Raw genomic sequence first — 15,430 nt, forward strand, 5'->3', positions numbered from 1 at the left:
CGGGGCAGACCTGCCGGGGACAGAAATTATTTCTGACGGTTAATTAGGTCTTCGGCGGTCTTTGCGTCCAGTAGTCCAACCACCATCGGATGCAGGTTCAGGTCGCCACCACCGATTTCCTGGCGCAGACCATCCACGACAGAGGTGGCGGTGTTCCGGTCGACGGCGATCACGTCCAGCAACCAGCGCGTGGTGCCGCTGGTCCAATCCTGCGGGCGCAGTTGCACCGGGAAAGCCTTTAAGGCGATCTGGTCGCGAATGGCCGTGTGCACCTCATCCGATACGCTGGCCCAAACGGCAAATCCCACAATCTTGTCGTCCTTGCGCGCGACGGCCACCCGGTTGCGGATCATAGGCTCCAGAAACAGTTTCTGAAGGTCGGCGATGGATTGGAACCGGTAACGCGGCGTCTGGATCACCGCCATGGTCAATTCGCCAAAGCTCTGCGTCAGGCGCACTGTGTTGACCAGGTCCGGGGCCGGAGCCTCCTGTATATCGGTCATCTCATCTTCCCCTTCGTCTGCCTGAAGACCTGCCCAAGCAATCGCCGCCACCCTCTTTATCCTTAGGGCACCAATCAACCCCGGCCAAGCCCAAGCGTTGCGCTGCAGCTTGTTCGGAGATGCGATATCTGCGCGCTGCGCCGTTCTGGCACAGACACGGTCCTGCCCAATGCGCATAGGTCTGTTCGCAAGTCTTCTGCCGAGGTTTCCCAATGTCACCCAATGTTACCTTAAGCCCGCTTCCGCAAAACAGCGCCTTGCACCAGCGCAAAGCGCCTACGGATTTTCTGGATTGCTATGCCGTCCGGTCCGATCTGCCACCGCGGCGCGCAGCCCAGATCATCACGACCTTCCCGGGCTGGGCCAAGGGCCTATTGCAGATCCGTCGCCTGGTCACCGCGCCGTTCGGCCTGTCCAATGATGGACCGGACGCCGCCGACAAGCTGGGCCCGTTCCCGGTGGAAAGCGAGACGGATCATGAGCTGATCGCTGGTTTCAATGACCGTCACCTGAATTTCCGCGTATCGGTCATGTCGCAAGAGGGGCAGGTGTTCCTGGCCACGTGGGTCCATCCCCATAATATCGGTGGTCGCCTTTACCTAAGCGCCATCATGCCCTTCCACATCCTGATCGCCCGCAACGCGCTGTCCCGCGTCGCCGAAGCCTGAAGGCAAAAGAAAAGGGCCGCTCCCAAAGGAACGGCCCAAATCGTGTCAAGCGGGGTGGCTTACATCATGCCGCCCATGCCGCCCATGTCGGGCATTCCGCCACCGGCGGGTGCAGCACCCTTCGGCTCGGGCTTGTCGGCGACCATGGCTTCGGTTGTGATCAGCAGCGACGCGACCGAGGCTGCATCTTCCAGCGCGGTCCGCACAACCTTGGCCGGGTCAATGACGCCGAAGGAGAACAGATCGCCATACTCTTCGGTCTGTGCATTGAAGCCGAACGAAGTGTCGTCGCTTTCGCGGATCTTGCCCGCCACGACGGCACCGTCGACACCGGCATTCTCGGCGATCTGACGCAAGGGTGCTTCCAGTGCCTTGCGCACGATGGCGATACCGGCTGTCTGGTCAGAGTTCTCGCCGGTCAGGTCGGCCAGTGATTTGGCACCCTGCACCAGGGCAACACCGCCACCCACGACAACACCTTCCTGCACAGCAGCACGGGTCGCGTTCAGGGCGTCATCGACGCGGTCCTTGCGCTCTTTCACTTCCACTTCGGTCATGCCACCGACGCGGATCACGGCAACACCACCAGCCAGCTTGGCCACGCGCTCTTGCAATTTTTCGCGGTCATAGTCGCTGGTGGTTTCTTCGATCTGCTGACGGATCTGGCTGACGCGCGCCTGGATCTCGGACTTCTCACCGGCACCATCCACAATAGTGGTTTCGTCCTTGGTGATCGCGACCTTCTTGGACGTACCCAGCATGTCGATGGTCACGTTTTCCAGCTTCATGCCCAGATCTTCGGAAATGACCTGACCACCGGTCAGGATCGCGATGTCCTGCAGCATGGCCTTGCGGCGATCACCGAAACCAGGTGCCTTGACGGCTGCGATCTTCAGACCACCGCGCAGCTTGTTGACGACCAGCGTGGCCAGGGCCTCACCTTCGACGTCTTCGGCGATGATCAGCAGGGGCTTGCCGGACTGGATGACAGTTTCCAGCAGGGGCACCATGGGCTGCAGCGACGACAGCTTCTTTTCGTGCAGCAGGATCAGGCAGTCTTCCAGATCCGCAATCATCTTGTCAGGGTTGGTGACAAAGTAGGGGCTCAGGTAGCCGCGGTCGAACTGCATGCCTTCGACGACCTCGGTCTCGGTCTCCAGTCCCTTGTTCTCTTCGACGGTGATGACACCTTCGTTGCCAACTTTTTGCATCGCGTCGGCGATCTGACGGCCAATCTCGGCTTCGCCATTGGCAGAGATCGTGCCAACCTGCGCAACTTCGTCGCTGTCATTCACGTCGCGAGCCGCACTTTTGATGCCTTCGACAACCTTGGCCACGGCCAGATCGATGCCGCGCTTCAGATCCATCGGGTTCATGCCGGCAGCAACCGACTTCAGGCCTTCGCGAATGATCGCCTGGGCCAGCACAGTGGCGGTCGTGGTGCCGTCGCCGGCCTCGTCATTGGTGCGGCTGGCGACTTCTTTCACCATTTGCGCGCCCATGTTCTCGAACTTGCCTTCCAGTTCGATCTCCTTGGCGACCGTCACACCATCTTTGGTGATGCGCGGCGCGCCAAAGGATTTGTCGATGACAACGTTGCGGCCTTTGGGGCCCAGTGTCACTTTGACGGCATTTGCCAGAACATCGACGCCGTTCAGCATCAGGTTCCGGGCGTCGGTATCAAACTTGACGTCTTTAGCAGCCATTTTCATGTGCTCCTTGAATTCTCGTAATGGGGTAAGGCGGGGGTCTCCCCGCCGCGCGATACAAGGTCGGGCTTAGCCCATGACCCCAAGGATATCGCTTTCCTTCATGATCAGCAGGTCTTCGCCGTCCAGTGACACTTCGGTGCCGGACCATTTGCCGAACAGGATCTTGTCGCCTTCCTTGACGGACATCGCGACCAGCTCGCCGCTGTCCTTGCGGGCGCCTTCGCCTGCTGCGATCACTTCGCCTTCGGCAGGCTTTTCCTTGGCGCTATCGGGGATGATCAGGCCGCCAGCTGTCTTTTCTTCGGATTCGACGCGGCGAACCAGAACGCGGTCATGCAACGGTTTGAAAGCCATCGGAAACGCTCCTTCGTTGGTGTTTCGTGTGATTAGCACTCACCTCCCATGAGTGCTAGTGAGCGCGAGATAGGCGATGGACCCGTGCCTGTCAACAGCATCCCGGCTCAAAACAAGGCATGGAAAATGGCCCGGCATTTCCGCGCGCATCCATGCTGTTCACTAGACGCGTCAGGTGTGTCTGGGCTCGATCCCGGCCCATTCTGCCGTCACCCAGAGACCGGTAAAAAGAATCGATCCGATTGCCACATACCAGCCCAGCACCGATTGCACCTCGCCATGGGGCATCTCCCCCACGTCCGAGGCAGAGAGGTATGCGATGAACAGCGTACCAGGGCGATCTGCATCCCGAACGCCACCAGCAAGATCACCGGCAGCCCGAACCACAGCCGCAATTGCAGCGCCACAAACGACCCCGCGACCCCGGTCACCATCATCACCGCCGACCCCCAGCAGTACAGCCCCCGCAACTCCGAACGCGGCCGACGCGATCAACGTCATCCGGCGCCCCAACCGGTCAGACATGTAGCCCGACGGCACCTCCAACACGGTCGTCGCGACATCATAGATGGCAATAACAGGATCGCTTCTGCCGCCGACAGTTCGGCCTGCAGGTATAAGAACCAGACGGTCAGCCAAAAGATCAGCTCCTGAAGGAACCGAAACCAAGGATAAAGCGCGATGTTTATGCTGGCGGCCGATCCCGGTGCGGCTGTCATCATGAACAGAACTCTCAACAAACCCCCTAGAAGCGCCCGGCAAGGTACCGGTGTCACCCTCACTGCCCGCGGGGGAACCGCTGCGCCTCTTCCAGGATATTCAGGTCCATATGGTTGCGCATATACCGCTCGCTGGCTTTTTGCAGGGGCTGATAATCCCAGGGGTAATAGCCGCCCTGCCGCAGCGCCTCATACACGATCAGCCGCCGCGCCTGGCTTTCGCGCACCGCCGCATCGAACGCTGCCAGATCCCAGCGCGCAGCGACCTCCGCCCCCAGCCGGGCCATCACATCAGCACAATCCGGATCGTCTGCCCGATTCACCAATTCATGGGGATCGTTGTCCAGATTGAACAGCTGATCCGGATCCAGCACACACCGGTTCAACTTCCATGCCCCCGACCGGAGCGAGACCATGGGCGCATAGGACGCCTCTGCCGCGTATTCCATCGCCACCGGTGCCTGTCGCAAGGCACCCTGTCCCAGCGGCACCAGGCTCTCCCCGGTGGTCCAGGGGGCGATTTCCTCCATCGAAACGCCTGCCAAATCGCATAAGGTCGGGCAGACATCGATGTTTGACACCGGCGCGCTCACCAAACCCGGCGCCATATCCGGGGCAGCAATCATCATCGGCACCCGGGCCGAACCCTCAAGGAATGACATCTTAAACCACAGCCCTCGCGCGCCCAACATGTCACCATGGTCCGACACGAACAGGATCACCGTGTTTTCGGTCTGGCGCACACCGTCCAGCGCCGCCAGAACCTCGCCGATCTTGCTGTCCAGGTACGAGATGTTGGCAAAATACGCGCGCCGCGATCGCTGCACGTCGCGGTCGGTCAGATCAAAACTTCGCCAATCATTCGCATCGAAAATCCGCTGCGAATGGGGGTCTTGATCCTCGTAACAGATCGGCCCGACCTCGGGCATCAGGTGATCGCAATCGGCGTACAGATCCCAGAATTGCCGCCGCGCCACGTAAGGATCATGGGGGTGGGTGAAACTGACCGTCAGGCACCAGGGCCGCGCATCCTGTCCGCGCCCTAGATCATAGATCTTGCGTACCGCGTGATAGGCCACCTCATCATCATATTCCAACTGGTTGGTGATCTCCGCCACACCCGCCCCGGTGACCGAACCCATATTGTGGTACCACCAATCGATCCGCTCTCCCGGTTTGCGATAATCCGGCGTCCAGCCGAAATCGGGCGGGTAGACATCAGTCGTCAAGCGTTCCTCAAACCCGTGCAACTGATCCGGCCCAACGAAATGCATCTTGCCCGACAGGCAAGTCTGATACCCCGCCCGCCGCAGATGATGCGCATAGGTTGGTAGGCTGGAGGCAAACTCTGCCGCATTGTCATACACACCCGTCGCACTCGGCAATTGCCCCGTCATGAATGCTGCCCGCCCCGGCGCGCATAACGGCGAGGCGGTGTAGCACTGCGCAAACCGCGTTGACCGCGCGGCCAGGGCCCGCAGATGCGGCACATGCAGCCACGGCGCCGGCCCATCGGGAAACAACGTCCCGTTCAATTGGTCCACCATGAAAATCAGAATGTTCGGTTTGGTCATCCGCGCGGTCCCCCATTGCCCTACGGGTAGCGTGAATGGCTGCTCCACGCCAATCCGTTACCGACACAATCCGGGGCGGCACCGATAACTGACAGGCTGTCGTCAGTTGGCCTCCCTTATGTCCATCCCACATTCAACATCGGAGATCACACCATGTCCCCCCATGTCATTGAAACCGTCCTGTTCAAATTGAAGGACGGCATCACCAAGGACGCCTTCGTCGAAACGCTGGATGCGGCAAACCGGTTCATCACCTCCTGCCCCGGTTTCATCGCCCGCCGCCTGTCCTGCACTGCAGACGGCACCTGGATCGAACATATCGAGTGGGAGAGTATGGACCACGCCAAAGCCGCCGCCGCCCAAATTGGCAGCAACAGCGACGCCAGCGCCATGGTTCAGGCAATCTCTGGCGAAAGTGTCACGCTGATGCATTCGGACCTTGCCGTCTCAATCGGCTAGCCTGCGGCCTAACCTTGGGCGGGCCGATATCGCGCCCACCCAAGGTCCCTCCAAACGATAGGTGGCGCCCAGTCCCCATAGGGCCAACAGCAAGTCAGCCACCGAACCGGTCCTTTGGGGCGCAGAGGTTTCAAGGTCTGGTTTTTCCGCACGACACGCTTAATTGATGATGGCAGAAACATTAACGCGGCCCTGCATCACCGTGCGGAGCGTATGTATGGTTTGTGCATCGTTTCTGTATCTGATGTGCAGGCCGGTTTCGGCTAGGCGCGTTCATCCTTTGGCGAGCCCATGACGACATAGGATGTGATCGCGCTCACCTGCGGCAGGGTCCCCAGAATGTCGGTATGAAACAGCTTGTAAGCGGCCAGATCCGCGACCTCGACCCGCAAAAGATACTCCACCGCGCCGGTGATATTGTGACATTCCCGCACCTGCGGCGCGCGGGAGATTGCGCGTTCAAACGCTTCCTGGCTCGCCTTGGTGTGGCTGGATAAACCCACTGTAATATAAGCTAAAAATCCTGATCCAAGTGCTGTCCGATCCAACGTGGCGCGGTAACCTGTGATGATCCCCCGCCGCTCCAGATCTTGGACCCGCCGCAAACAGGCCGACGCTGACAACCCCACCCGCTCTGCAAGCGCCGTATTGCTCAGCCGTCCGTCTCGGGACAGTTCTTGCAATATTCGATCATTGATCTGGTCAATTTCGGTCATTTCTTGCGAATTTTCCGTATCTGCGCTGAAGAACGCAAGCTAATTGTGCGAAAGATGCGCTCTTCTTGCAGTATGACCTACGAACTCCTTTTGGCCCTGGCCAGCTTCGCCTTCGTCTCCTCCATCACGCCGGGGCCCAACAACCTGATGCTGATGGCGTCAGGTGCCAATTTCGGCTTCCGCCGCACGATCCCCCACATGTTGGGCGTCGGCTTGGGCTTTGTCCTTATGGTGGTTCTGGTGGGCTTGGGCCTCGCTCAAGTCTTTGAAGTATATCCGTTTTCCCATACGGTTCTGATGGTACTGTCCATCACATATTTGCTTTATCTGGCTTGGAAAATTGCGACAGCCGCACCGCCAGCCGACACCGCCGAAACTGCTGAAAAACGTCCCATCACCTTCCTCCAGGCCGCCGCATTCCAGTGGGTCAACCCCAAGGCCTGGACCATGGCTCTGACGGCCGTCACCGTCTACGCGCCGGACAAGACAATGCTCACTATCCTCATGGTCGCGGTGGTCTTCGGTCTGATTAACCTGCCCGCTGTCAGCAGTTGGACGGTGCTGGGGCAAAAGATGCGCCTTGTGCTGACAAATCCCAAAAGGCTGCGCCTTTTCAACTGGTTGATGGCGGGCCTGCTGATCGCGTCCCTGTATTATCCTCTGACGATGGGGTAGGGCGAGCGCCAAAACGCCCCATGACAAGGGTCGTGGCGGCTCCTATAAGGGCGACGATTTCGTATTGCTTTAAGGACTGCCGCGATGACCACTCTCGTTTTTGGCCACAAATCCCCTGATACTGATTCCACCGGATCGCCCCTGATCTGGGCCTGGTATCTATCGCATGTCAAAGACACACCTGCCGAGGCCCGTCTTTTGGGGGAACCCAATACCGAGGCGGCCTTCATGCTGGACCGTTGGAAGCTGGAAAAGCCTGAAATCATTGAAGATGTCGCTGAAGGTCAGGCGGTGGTGATCGTCGATACCAACAACCCGGCAGAGCTGCCTGCCGCCATAAATGCCGCCGATATCCAGGGTATCATCGACCACCATAAGCTGGTCGGTGGTCTGGAAACCAAGGGCCCTATCGACATCACCGTCCGCCCGCTCGCCTGCACCGCGACGATCATGTACGAATTGATCGGCAAACACATGGCCGAAATGCCTGGCAACCTGAAGGGCGCGATGCTGTCCTGCATCTTGTCCGATACGTTGGAATTCCGCTCCCCCACCACGACACAGACCGACAAGGCCGTGGCCCATGCTTTGGCTGAGGAATTGAGCGTTGATCTTGGCACCTATGCGGCCGAGATGTTTGCCGCGAAATCGGATGTTTCCGCGTTTTCGGATGTTGAATTGCTGCGGATGGACAGCAAGGCCTACGAAGTCGCAGGTACCAAATTTCGCGTGAGCGTTCTGGAAACGACGGCTCCCGGCATCCCCTTGGATCGCAAGGATAGCCTGATGGAGGCGATGACCGAGGTAGCCTCCGAAGATGGGGTTGATCAGGTGCTTTTGTTTGTGGTCGATATCCTGAAGGAAGAGGCCACGCTGCTGGTGCCGAACGAACTGGTAAAAACGATCGCCGAGAAAAGCTTTGGTGCGACCGTTTCTGGCAGTACCGTGGTATTGCCAGGGGTGATGAGCCGCAAAAAGCAGATCATTCCAAACCTCGCCATCTGAATCCTGGCCCGGTGGAGGGGCGCCTCACCACCCTTTCAGGGCTGTTCGTTGCCCCTGCGCCTTTCGGCACGCGCGATGGTGCAGGCCTAGGCACTGCTGGTGACGTGGCTATTGCGCGACAAACATGACACAAGGAACGCGACCAGCGTTCCTTTCCTCTTGGTAGGTCTTCCGTGACTGACATTATCCCGAATTTCGCCACGATATCCCGTCGCTACGATGCCGTTTTCGTTGATCTGTGGGGATGCGTTCATAATGGCATCATGGCCTTTCCGGAGGCCATTGCCGCGTTGAGGGCTTTTCGCGCCGAGGGGGGGCGGGTCGTTTTGGTGACCAATGCACCGCGTCCCCGACATTCCGTTGCCGCGCAAATCGCCCGGATGGATGTCCCTGACGATGCATGGGACACGATCGCAACCTCCGGTGACAGTGCGCGCCTCGCCATGTTCCAAGGGGCCGTGGGCGAAAAGGTGTACCATATCGGCGAAGGCCATGACGCGCCCTTTTTTGAGCCGCTCAAGATGTTGAGCGACCCGGTTTCCATCAGCCAAGTGCCATTGGATCAGGCTGAGGGCATCGTCTGCACTGGGCCATTCGATCCCCATGCGGATCCAGAGATCAACCGCCCCGACTTTTTATATGCCAAGGCAAAGGGTCTGAAGTTTCTTTGCGCCAATCCCGACATCGTCGTGGATCGGGGCGAGAGCCGGGAATGGTGCGCCGGGGCCCTCGCGAAATTGTATACCGAGATGGGGGGCGACAGCCTTTATTTTGGAAAGCCCCACCCGCCGATCTATGACCTTGCGCGTCGGCGTCTGATTGAGGTAGGCGGCGCGGATGATGACCGTATCGTCTGCATCGGAGATGGCCCGCTCACGGATGTCGCAGGCGGCATGGGCGAGGGCCTGGATGTGATCTTTATCACGGGCGGGCTCGCTGCGGCAGAAACCCGGACAGAGACCCAGCCTGATCCGCAAGCGCTGCGGGATTATTTGACAGCTGAGCAGATGTCCCCCACCTATGCTTTAGGATTTCTGCGATAACAACACAGTAACAAAGTTACCAGATCATGCGACTTTATGGCATAAAATTGCTTTTTAAATTGCTGCATGGCAGAAAATTCGCTAGGTGGTGCGGTATGTTGTTCGGAGGTTCACATGCTTGATTCTGGTCACACTGATAATTTGCCCCGCGGTACGATTTGCATTGAAGATCTGGAAATTGGCATGGTCCGCGACCTGTCCAAGACGGTGACAGATGCGGATATCGAGATGTTCGCCGCCGTCTCAACTGACCACAACCCCGTGCATCTGGATGACGATTATGCACGCGATACAATTTTTGAAGGTCGGATTGCCCATGGCATGCTGACCGCTGGCTTGATCTCTGCCGTCATCGGGGAGCAGTTGCCTGGCCACGGAACTGTTTACCTCGGTCAATCGCTGAAATTCATGGCACCTGTTCGGCCTGGTGATCGGGTCCGTGCCGTGGTTGAGGTGTTGGATATCGATTACGCCAAGCGGCGCGTGCAACTCGCCACCCATTGCGAGGTAGACGATAAGATCGTGCTGAAGGGGGAGGCCACGGTGCTGGCACCCAGCCGCAAGTTCGACTGACCCACAACCCCGCTTGCGCTTGCCCCGCCGCCCGGCTACCTGAGCGGCCATGCGGATCATCCGACATTTATCAGAGGTAACTGACCAGGATCGCGGCACTGCCGCGGCCATCGGTAACTTTGACGGCGTCCATCTGGGGCATCAAGCTGTCATCGAACGGGCGCGTCGGCCCGAACGCGCCCTGGGTGTTTTGACATTCGAGCCCCATCCCCGCGAGGCTTTTGCGCCCGATGCGCCTCCTTTTCGACTGATGGATGCCCGCGCCCGGGCGCACCGATTGGAAAAGTTGGGCGTTGATCTGTTGTTTGAACTGCCTTTTGACGGGGTGCGCTATCTGAACGATCAGGATTTTTGCGCAGAGGTGCTGGTCCGGGGTCTTGGCGTGTCGAATGTGACCGTCGGCGCGGATTTCAGATTTGGTGCCGGGCGAACCGGATCAGTCGATACATTGATCGCGGCTGGTGCGACACTTGGCTTTGGCGTCACCATTTCCGATCTGGTTCTGGAAGCGGATCATGAAGTGTCGTCGACTGCCATTCGTGCGGCCTTGACCAAGGGTGATCCCGGCGGCGCAGCGGCGATGTTGGGCCATTGGCATCGGATCGAAGGGCCCGTTCAGCACGGTGAAAAGCGTGGGCGCGAACTAGGCTATCCCACGGCCAACATGTCGATGGCGGGGCGACATCTGCCCAAGTTGGGGGTCTATGCGGTCCGTGTTGATGTCCTGTCGGGGCCGCATCAGGGCAGCTATGGGGGAGCGGCCTCCCTTGGAGTCAGGCCGATGTTCGGGGAAAACCAGCCTAATCTTGAGACATTCATCTTTGATTTCAGCGGTGATCTTTACGGTGCCGAACTTTCAGTCGCGCTTGTCGATTTCTTGCGCCCGGAGATAAAGTTCGACGGGCTCGACCCGCTGATCGCGCAAATGGCCAAGGATTGCGAAGAGGCTCGCCAGCGGCTCGCCGCCCTCTAACCATCGGGCGTCATAGGCCCATTTGGCGATGCCTTGGCATACCGCCTGCACGGCAAACCTGCCCACGATCATCGCGCAACAGGGGGTGCCATGGGGGCGACCATGTCGAAAAGGCATGCAATATCGCGGTCAAGTGCTGAGCATCAGCCCGCGAGAACAGCCGCAACAACGGCCTCGGGCGCATCCTCCTGCATCAGGTGTCCTGCCCGGTCGATGACGGTCAATGCGCCGTCTGTCAGCCGGTCGGCAAGGGCATGCCCCCGCGCGACTGGCAGCCAGTTATCATCAGCCCCCCATAACAGTTGGACATCACAGTCCATGGGGCCGTATCGGGGCTCCACCTCATCGGTAAACCGCTAATCCATCTGAGCAATCTGTGCATAGAAAGCAGGCTGCCCGACAGGCCCCTGCCAAGGGGGCATATAGGTGTCAAAGGCCTCTTGCCGCAGCGGTGCGTGGGCCGCGGTCTGCAAATAGGCGCGCAACAGGGCATCATGGGCATAGGCAGGCATCCCGGCAAAGGCCGCTTCATACTGCCGGACATGCTGGACAAAGGGTGATCCCCACGGTGCCATCGCGACCACGTCGAACAGAACCAACCGCCCATAGCGCACCTCGTCAAGGTGATAGGCCCGCAGGGCCGTGGCACCGCCAAAATCATGGGCCAGCACAGTCGGACGGTCCAATGCCCAATGCTGAAAGAGAGCCGCCACAAGACTGTTTTGAACCCCCAAGGAAACGTCGACCCCGGGCCCCATTTCGGATTGGCCATAGCCGATCAGATCGAAAAAATAACACTGGTAGGATCCCGCCAGTGCCGGAACGATCCGTCGCCAGACCTGGGCGGAAAACGGTGTCCCGTGAACCAGAACAAGTGGCGGGCCAGCCCCGGCCGTGCCCCAGGCCACGGATCGGCCCCCATGGTCAAACCGGTTCGGCAGGTCCAGCATCATCTACTCCAATCCCCCCGCGCGCGGATCGCCGAGGAGGAGATATCCACCATCGGAACATTGACAAAGCACCAGGCGGGCGCACGGGACCGCGCCAGGAGCGGTGCGCTTTGGGCTGGCAGTCGGAAGGCGGCATAGCGCTCTGCCGCCTTTGACATCCGGGCCGACAACCGCTGGTCGGGCCGGGCAATCACGCCCAGGGGCACGGTTTGGATGATGCTCTGCCAGCGGTCCCACCGATGGAACTGCGCAAGATTATCAGCCCCCATCAGCCAGACGAAGTGCACACCTGGATAAAGCCGCGTCATTACTTCTAGCGTCTGAGCAGTGTATCTTGTGCCCAACCGCGCCTCCAAATCCGTCACCGTCACGCGCGGATGCTGCATGGCCGAACGTGCCGCCGCCATGCGTTTGCCCAACGGGGCCGGGCCGTGGGGCTTGAGCGGGTTGCCAGGGGAGACCAGCCACCACACCTGATCCAATCCAAAGCGTTTCAAGGCTTCGCGTGTGATATGCGCATGCCCCCTATGGGCCGGATCGAAGGAGCCGCCCAACAGGCCGATGGCCTGGCCACGGGGAGCATGGGGCAAAAGGTATCGCTGCATGTGGCCAAGGCTTAGCGCAACAATTCAGGGGGTGAAACGGTAATTCGGTGGCGTCGATGTCATTGGACGACGACGCTGGTGAAAGCTAGCATTCACCCATGCGCCTGATCCTCTTGCTCATTGCTGCCCTTGCCGCACCTGTCGCCCTGGCGGAGACCATGGAGGATCGTGATACACCGGCCCGCAATGCCGTCGTGAGTGTCGGGCGGTGCACTGGTACGTTAGTGGCGTCTGACATCGTGTTGACTGCAGCCCATTGCCTGTCGCGCAATCTGCGGGCGACCAAGCCCAATTTCCTGAAACCCGCCGCATGCGAAGGCCTGTCGCAGCAAGCCAGCCTGCAAAAGGGCGGATGGGAAGATCCGTTTCACTGGTATCAAATCCGGAACAAGAAACGCCCGCCCATACGTATCGGCCCATCCAGCACCGAACCCCTGGCCGTGCATAGGCCCGGGGCCTACAGCATGGCCCCTTGTGCTGACATGGCATTGCTCCGCCTGACCCGCCCTGTCTTGGCAGCGCATGCCGTGCCGCTTGATGTGGTGACCGGGCTGCCGCAGGATCAGGTCGACGGGTTGCTGACAAAGGCGCAGCTGCGCCATGCTGGTTGGGGCATGCCAACATTCCCACAGGCCCCCAGCGCGAAACGCCAGACCGGTCCGGTTGGCTTTTGGGGGGCCAATGATTGTCATGTCTTTGGGTTGCCACCGCTGCGATATAGCGGCCCCCATCGGATCCTTGCAGGCGATAGTGGTAGCCCCCTGCTCATGCGCACATCAAGCGGAGAGGTCGTGATTGGCGTCCTTTATGGTCGAGGTCTGCTGGACCGGCAGGTCTGCAACGGCATCTCGCCCCCTTTGCCAGAGCATCACGGCAGCTACACCCAGACCTTTCGAACGTTGGGGCCTATTCCCTTGAAAGACTGGTTTGACCGGATGCTCCATAACAATTGATCCCCTAGGTTGTTTGGAGGGTCCGCACTTGTCATTGCAGATGCCCATTCTCTGCCGCGATTTATCCACCTTTTTGCGATTGGCCTCGCCCTTGGCGCATTCAACGATCGGATCATAGTGTGGTTCGGATCCGATCATTCGCCGTATCGTTTACCGCTTACCGATATTGTCTTTATTTTTGCTGCGGTCGGCCTGCTTGGGTCTTTCCCTGGCATGGCTCACAGCCAGGGGTGGGTGCCGATATCACCTTATGAAAGCCTATCTGTTCCGTCGTTCTGTATCACCCTGCCAATCTTTGCTCCGCAGTCGCGGTGTGCCAGCGCATTTCTGACAACACCGCCTATCCGCCACCTGGGCAATATTTCTTACGGGATCTACCTGTTACATGCCGGTTATCTGGACGTTGCTGCCGTCCTTGCAGCCGTTGGGGTAGGCCGTTTCTCTCGTCCGGGTTTTGGTTGTCGTCGTCGCAATTTCGAGCCTTTCGTTCCACCTTTTTGAATAGATGGCACGGCAATCGATCCGAAGGCAGCTTTCTGGGCAGCGTGGCTAATCCTGAAGCTTCAGGATCCGGCTATGCTTTTGCATCTCGGCCCGCACCTGGCCGAATGTGCCGATTCCCCGGGCCTCCAGTACCGGCAAAAGCGCGACCAATGCTTCGGCTGTGGCGGTCGCATCGCCCAAGGCGGTGTGGCGCAGATTGCCGGGCAAGACAATCGAGAGCCTGTCACAAAGCGCATCTAGTGTATGATTGGCAGAGCCGCCGAAGATGACGGCGGATAAATGTACGGTATCGAGGATCGGATTGTCGAATGTCACCCCGCCCTTGCCGGCCTCCCGGTGAAGGAAGGCCATGTCGAAAGGCGCGTTATGGGCCACGATTACGGCGTCGCGTGCAAAATGGTGAAACCTTTGGCATACATCGGTAAAGTCGGGCGCGGTGGCGACCATATCATCCGTGATGCCGTGCACCTTGGTTGAGGTTGCCGGGATGGGCCGACCGGGATTGACCAAGGTATCAAAGACCTCCCCCGGCACCATCCTGCCATTGACGATGCGAACGGCCCCCAACTGCACGACATCGTCCTTGGCCGGGTTCAGTCCCGTCGTTTCCCCGTCAAAGACGACGAATGTCAGGTCTCGCAACGCAGTATCGTCGGGATCGGTGGGCCGTGGTTGATCGAACAGATCGAAATCATAGACGAGGGGGCGTGCAGCGTCGGGTTCCAGCGGATGCAGCATGAGCGTATAGCCGGTCTGACCGTCAAACAGTCGGATATGACCCGAATAGACTGCGCCGGATCGACCGTTTACTGCAATCTCCTGCCGTGGGGTGCCTGCGCCGTGCATTTTCGACAGCACGTCGCGGATGGCACTTTCCTCCAGATAGTCAAAGAGGGAGCCGTTCAGCCGTGCGGGAGCCTCGCGTTCCATCAGATCGGCGGCCTGCCCGTCATAGAGAACGATCTGGTGGTCCTGAGTGGCAACAATTACAGCGACCGGAACGTCAGACAATATCGTCAAAAGCTGACTGCGATGCTGTTCCAGTCGTGCGGTTCGTTGTGCAACGGTTTCGGTGGAGGCTTGGGTGACCTGGCCCAGCTTTCGGTTGACCGCAAATGCAGCCGGGGCCAGATCGCCCAGATATTTTGCCGTCCGTGGGTCGATCTGAACGGGGCTGACGTCGCTGGCGCAGAGACGGAACTGGGCAGCCAAACGCTCAATCGGTTTGCTGACATTTTCGTCGAAGAGGCGCCAGACAAAGGTGGCCAACGCCAGCAAGCCAAACGTCGATCCGATGGCAACGGTGGCGAAGGCTGAAAAGGCCTCGGGATCATCCAACTGGCGAAAACCTAGTTGCACGGCGATAAGGATGATCGCGACGCCGCCCAGACCGATCAGACAAAAGAACAAAAACACCCTGAGCCGCAGGCTGAGATCGGTCATG

General features: G+C 59.4%; 19 protein-coding genes. 9 read left to right on the plus strand and 10 right to left on the minus strand.

The window, feature by feature from the left end:
• Positions 1 to 26: 26 nt before the first annotated feature.
• Positions 27 to 503 carry a toxin-activating lysine-acyltransferase gene (locus IU397_RS13995; RefSeq protein ID WP_204414751.1) on the minus strand — a complete coding sequence of 159 codons (477 nt, stop codon included), beginning with the start codon at positions 501 to 503 and terminating at the stop codon, positions 27 to 29.
• A gap of 212 nt (positions 504 to 715) precedes the next feature.
• Between IU397_RS13995 and IU397_RS14000 the strand changes: the two genes are divergently transcribed.
• Positions 716 to 1,171, plus strand: a complete 456-nt coding sequence (locus tag IU397_RS14000) for a DUF2867 domain-containing protein (protein ID WP_204414753.1) — start codon at positions 716 to 718, stop codon at positions 1,169 to 1,171.
• Positions 1,172 to 1,230: 59 nt separating this feature from the next.
• Here IU397_RS14000 and groL read toward each other — a convergent pair whose 3' ends face one another.
• The 4 genes from groL to betC form a co-directional block, all read right to left on the minus strand.
• The gene (groL, locus tag IU397_RS14005) at positions 1,231 to 2,877 is read right to left on the minus strand and encodes a chaperonin GroEL (protein ID WP_204414755.1); all 1,647 of its coding nucleotides are present in this window, start codon (positions 2,875 to 2,877) and stop codon (positions 1,231 to 1,233) included.
• Between the two features lie 72 nt (positions 2,878 to 2,949).
• Complete coding sequence (groES, locus tag IU397_RS14010) at positions 2,950 to 3,237, minus strand: co-chaperone GroES (RefSeq protein WP_204414757.1); 288 nt, start codon at positions 3,235 to 3,237, stop codon at positions 2,950 to 2,952.
• A gap of 171 nt (positions 3,238 to 3,408) precedes the next feature.
• Positions 3,409 to 3,876 carry a hypothetical protein gene (locus IU397_RS14015; RefSeq protein ID WP_204414759.1) on the minus strand — a complete coding sequence of 156 codons (468 nt, stop codon included), beginning with the start codon at positions 3,874 to 3,876 and terminating at the stop codon, positions 3,409 to 3,411.
• A 139-nt stretch (positions 3,877 to 4,015) separates the two neighbouring features.
• Positions 4,016 to 5,530 carry a choline-sulfatase gene (gene betC, locus IU397_RS14020; RefSeq protein WP_204414761.1) on the minus strand — a complete coding sequence of 505 codons (1,515 nt, stop codon included), beginning with the start codon at positions 5,528 to 5,530 and terminating at the stop codon, positions 4,016 to 4,018.
• Positions 5,531 to 5,683: 153 nt separating this feature from the next.
• Here betC and IU397_RS14025 point away from each other — a divergent pair, with 153 nt between their 5' ends.
• A complete protein-coding gene (locus IU397_RS14025) occupies positions 5,684 to 5,989 on the plus strand; it encodes an antibiotic biosynthesis monooxygenase (protein WP_204414763.1) in 306 nt (101 codons plus the stop codon).
• A 263-nt stretch (positions 5,990 to 6,252) separates the two neighbouring features.
• Here the strand turns inward: IU397_RS14025 and IU397_RS14030 are convergent, their stop codons facing one another.
• Entirely contained in the window at positions 6,253 to 6,705 is a 453-nt protein-coding gene (locus IU397_RS14030) for an Lrp/AsnC family transcriptional regulator (RefSeq protein WP_204414764.1), read from the minus strand.
• A 72-nt stretch (positions 6,706 to 6,777) separates the two neighbouring features.
• On the opposite strand from IU397_RS14030, the gene IU397_RS14035 reads away from it, so the two are divergent.
• The 5 genes from IU397_RS14035 (at position 6,778) to IU397_RS14055 (ending at position 10,974) form a co-directional block, all read left to right on the plus strand.
• A complete protein-coding gene (locus IU397_RS14035) occupies positions 6,778 to 7,380 on the plus strand; it encodes a LysE family translocator (protein ID WP_204414766.1) in 603 nt (200 codons plus the stop codon).
• A gap of 84 nt (positions 7,381 to 7,464) precedes the next feature.
• On the plus strand, positions 7,465 to 8,385 hold the full coding sequence (locus IU397_RS14040; protein ID WP_204414768.1) for a manganese-dependent inorganic pyrophosphatase: 921 nt from the start codon (positions 7,465 to 7,467) through the stop codon (positions 8,383 to 8,385).
• A 173-nt stretch (positions 8,386 to 8,558) separates the two neighbouring features.
• Positions 8,559 to 9,428, plus strand: coding sequence for a TIGR01459 family HAD-type hydrolase (locus IU397_RS14045; RefSeq protein ID WP_204414770.1), 870 nt, complete (start codon positions 8,559 to 8,561; stop codon positions 9,426 to 9,428).
• 114 nt (positions 9,429 to 9,542) lie between these two features.
• Positions 9,543 to 10,001 (plus strand): MaoC family dehydratase, encoded by a 459-nt coding sequence (locus IU397_RS14050; RefSeq protein ID WP_204414772.1) that lies wholly within the window; start codon positions 9,543 to 9,545, stop codon positions 9,999 to 10,001.
• A 49-nt stretch (positions 10,002 to 10,050) separates the two neighbouring features.
• Positions 10,051 to 10,974, plus strand: coding sequence for a bifunctional riboflavin kinase/FAD synthetase (locus IU397_RS14055; protein ID WP_204414774.1), 924 nt, complete (start codon positions 10,051 to 10,053; stop codon positions 10,972 to 10,974).
• Positions 10,975 to 11,117: 143 nt separating this feature from the next.
• Here IU397_RS14055 and IU397_RS23320 read toward each other — a convergent pair whose 3' ends face one another.
• Genes IU397_RS23320 through IU397_RS14065 form a run of 3 tightly spaced genes read right to left on the minus strand, consistent with a single transcriptional unit; the run spans position 11,118 to position 12,529 of the window.
• Positions 11,118 to 11,294 (minus strand): alpha/beta fold hydrolase, encoded by a 177-nt coding sequence (locus IU397_RS23320; protein ID WP_239479809.1) that lies wholly within the window; start codon positions 11,292 to 11,294, stop codon positions 11,118 to 11,120.
• Between the two features lie 36 nt (positions 11,295 to 11,330).
• Positions 11,331 to 11,924: an alpha/beta fold hydrolase gene (locus tag IU397_RS14060; RefSeq protein WP_239479810.1), complete on the minus strand. Its 594-nt coding sequence runs from the start codon at positions 11,922 to 11,924 to the stop codon at positions 11,331 to 11,333.
• Positions 11,924 to 12,529 (minus strand): nicotinate-nucleotide adenylyltransferase, encoded by a 606-nt coding sequence (locus tag IU397_RS14065; RefSeq protein WP_204414776.1) that lies wholly within the window; start codon positions 12,527 to 12,529, stop codon positions 11,924 to 11,926. The genes IU397_RS14060 and IU397_RS14065 overlap by 1 nt, the downstream gene beginning before the upstream one ends.
• A 98-nt stretch (positions 12,530 to 12,627) precedes the next feature.
• On the opposite strand from IU397_RS14065, the gene IU397_RS14070 reads away from it, so the two are divergent.
• Both IU397_RS14070 and IU397_RS14075 read left to right on the plus strand, forming a co-directional pair.
• Positions 12,628 to 13,482: a serine protease gene (locus tag IU397_RS14070; protein WP_204414785.1), complete on the plus strand. Its 855-nt coding sequence runs from the start codon at positions 12,628 to 12,630 to the stop codon at positions 13,480 to 13,482.
• 9 nt (positions 13,483 to 13,491) lie between these two features.
• Entirely contained in the window at positions 13,492 to 13,983 is a 492-nt protein-coding gene (locus IU397_RS14075; RefSeq protein ID WP_204414787.1) for a hypothetical protein, read from the plus strand.
• A gap of 48 nt (positions 13,984 to 14,031) precedes the next feature.
• Here IU397_RS14075 and IU397_RS14080 read toward each other — a convergent pair whose 3' ends face one another.
• Positions 14,032 to 15,429 carry a 3'-5' exonuclease gene (locus tag IU397_RS14080; RefSeq protein WP_204414789.1) on the minus strand — a complete coding sequence of 466 codons (1,398 nt, stop codon included), beginning with the start codon at positions 15,427 to 15,429 and terminating at the stop codon, positions 14,032 to 14,034.
• Position 15,430: the final 1 nt, after the last annotated feature.

The organism is Actibacterium sp. 188UL27-1, from assembly GCF_016901225.1.
In the GTDB taxonomy this organism is placed as follows: Bacteria; Pseudomonadota; Alphaproteobacteria; order Rhodobacterales; family Rhodobacteraceae; genus 188UL27-1.

What these genes read in the sequence shown, in the direction of transcription:
- IU397_RS14035 (WP_204414766.1), top strand. Translation starts at nt 6,778, where the DNA reads ATGACCTACGAACTCCTTTTGGCCCTGGCCAGCTTCGCCTTCGTCTCC.
- groL (WP_204414755.1), bottom strand. Translation starts at nt 2,877, where the DNA reads ATGGCTGCTAAAGACGTCAAGTTTGATACCGACGCCCGGAACCTGATG.
- IU397_RS14070 (WP_204414785.1), top strand. Translation starts at nt 12,628, where the DNA reads ATGCGCCTGATCCTCTTGCTCATTGCTGCCCTTGCCGCACCTGTCGCC.
- IU397_RS23320 (WP_239479809.1), bottom strand. Translation starts at nt 11,294, where the DNA reads ATGGACTGTGATGTCCAACTGTTATGGGGGGCTGATGATAACTGGCTG.
- IU397_RS14065 (WP_204414776.1), bottom strand. Translation starts at nt 12,529, where the DNA reads ATGCAGCGATACCTTTTGCCCCATGCTCCCCGTGGCCAGGCCATCGGC.
- groES (WP_204414757.1), bottom strand. Translation starts at nt 3,237, where the DNA reads ATGGCTTTCAAACCGTTGCATGACCGCGTTCTGGTTCGCCGCGTCGAA.
- IU397_RS14000 (WP_204414753.1), top strand. Translation starts at nt 716, where the DNA reads ATGTCACCCAATGTTACCTTAAGCCCGCTTCCGCAAAACAGCGCCTTG.
- IU397_RS14055 (WP_204414774.1), top strand. Translation starts at nt 10,051, where the DNA reads ATGCGGATCATCCGACATTTATCAGAGGTAACTGACCAGGATCGCGGC.
- betC (WP_204414761.1), bottom strand. Translation starts at nt 5,530, where the DNA reads ATGACCAAACCGAACATTCTGATTTTCATGGTGGACCAATTGAACGGG.
- IU397_RS14050 (WP_204414772.1), top strand. Translation starts at nt 9,543, where the DNA reads ATGCTTGATTCTGGTCACACTGATAATTTGCCCCGCGGTACGATTTGC.
- IU397_RS14025 (WP_204414763.1), top strand. Translation starts at nt 5,684, where the DNA reads ATGTCCCCCCATGTCATTGAAACCGTCCTGTTCAAATTGAAGGACGGC.
- IU397_RS14040 (WP_204414768.1), top strand. Translation starts at nt 7,465, where the DNA reads ATGACCACTCTCGTTTTTGGCCACAAATCCCCTGATACTGATTCCACC.
- IU397_RS14030 (WP_204414764.1), bottom strand. Translation starts at nt 6,705, where the DNA reads ATGACCGAAATTGACCAGATCAATGATCGAATATTGCAAGAACTGTCC.
- IU397_RS14060 (WP_239479810.1), bottom strand. Translation starts at nt 11,924, where the DNA reads ATGCTGGACCTGCCGAACCGGTTTGACCATGGGGGCCGATCCGTGGCC.
- IU397_RS14080 (WP_204414789.1), bottom strand. Translation starts at nt 15,429, where the DNA reads ATGACCGATCTCAGCCTGCGGCTCAGGGTGTTTTTGTTCTTTTGTCTG.
- IU397_RS13995 (WP_204414751.1), bottom strand. Translation starts at nt 503, where the DNA reads ATGACCGATATACAGGAGGCTCCGGCCCCGGACCTGGTCAACACAGTG.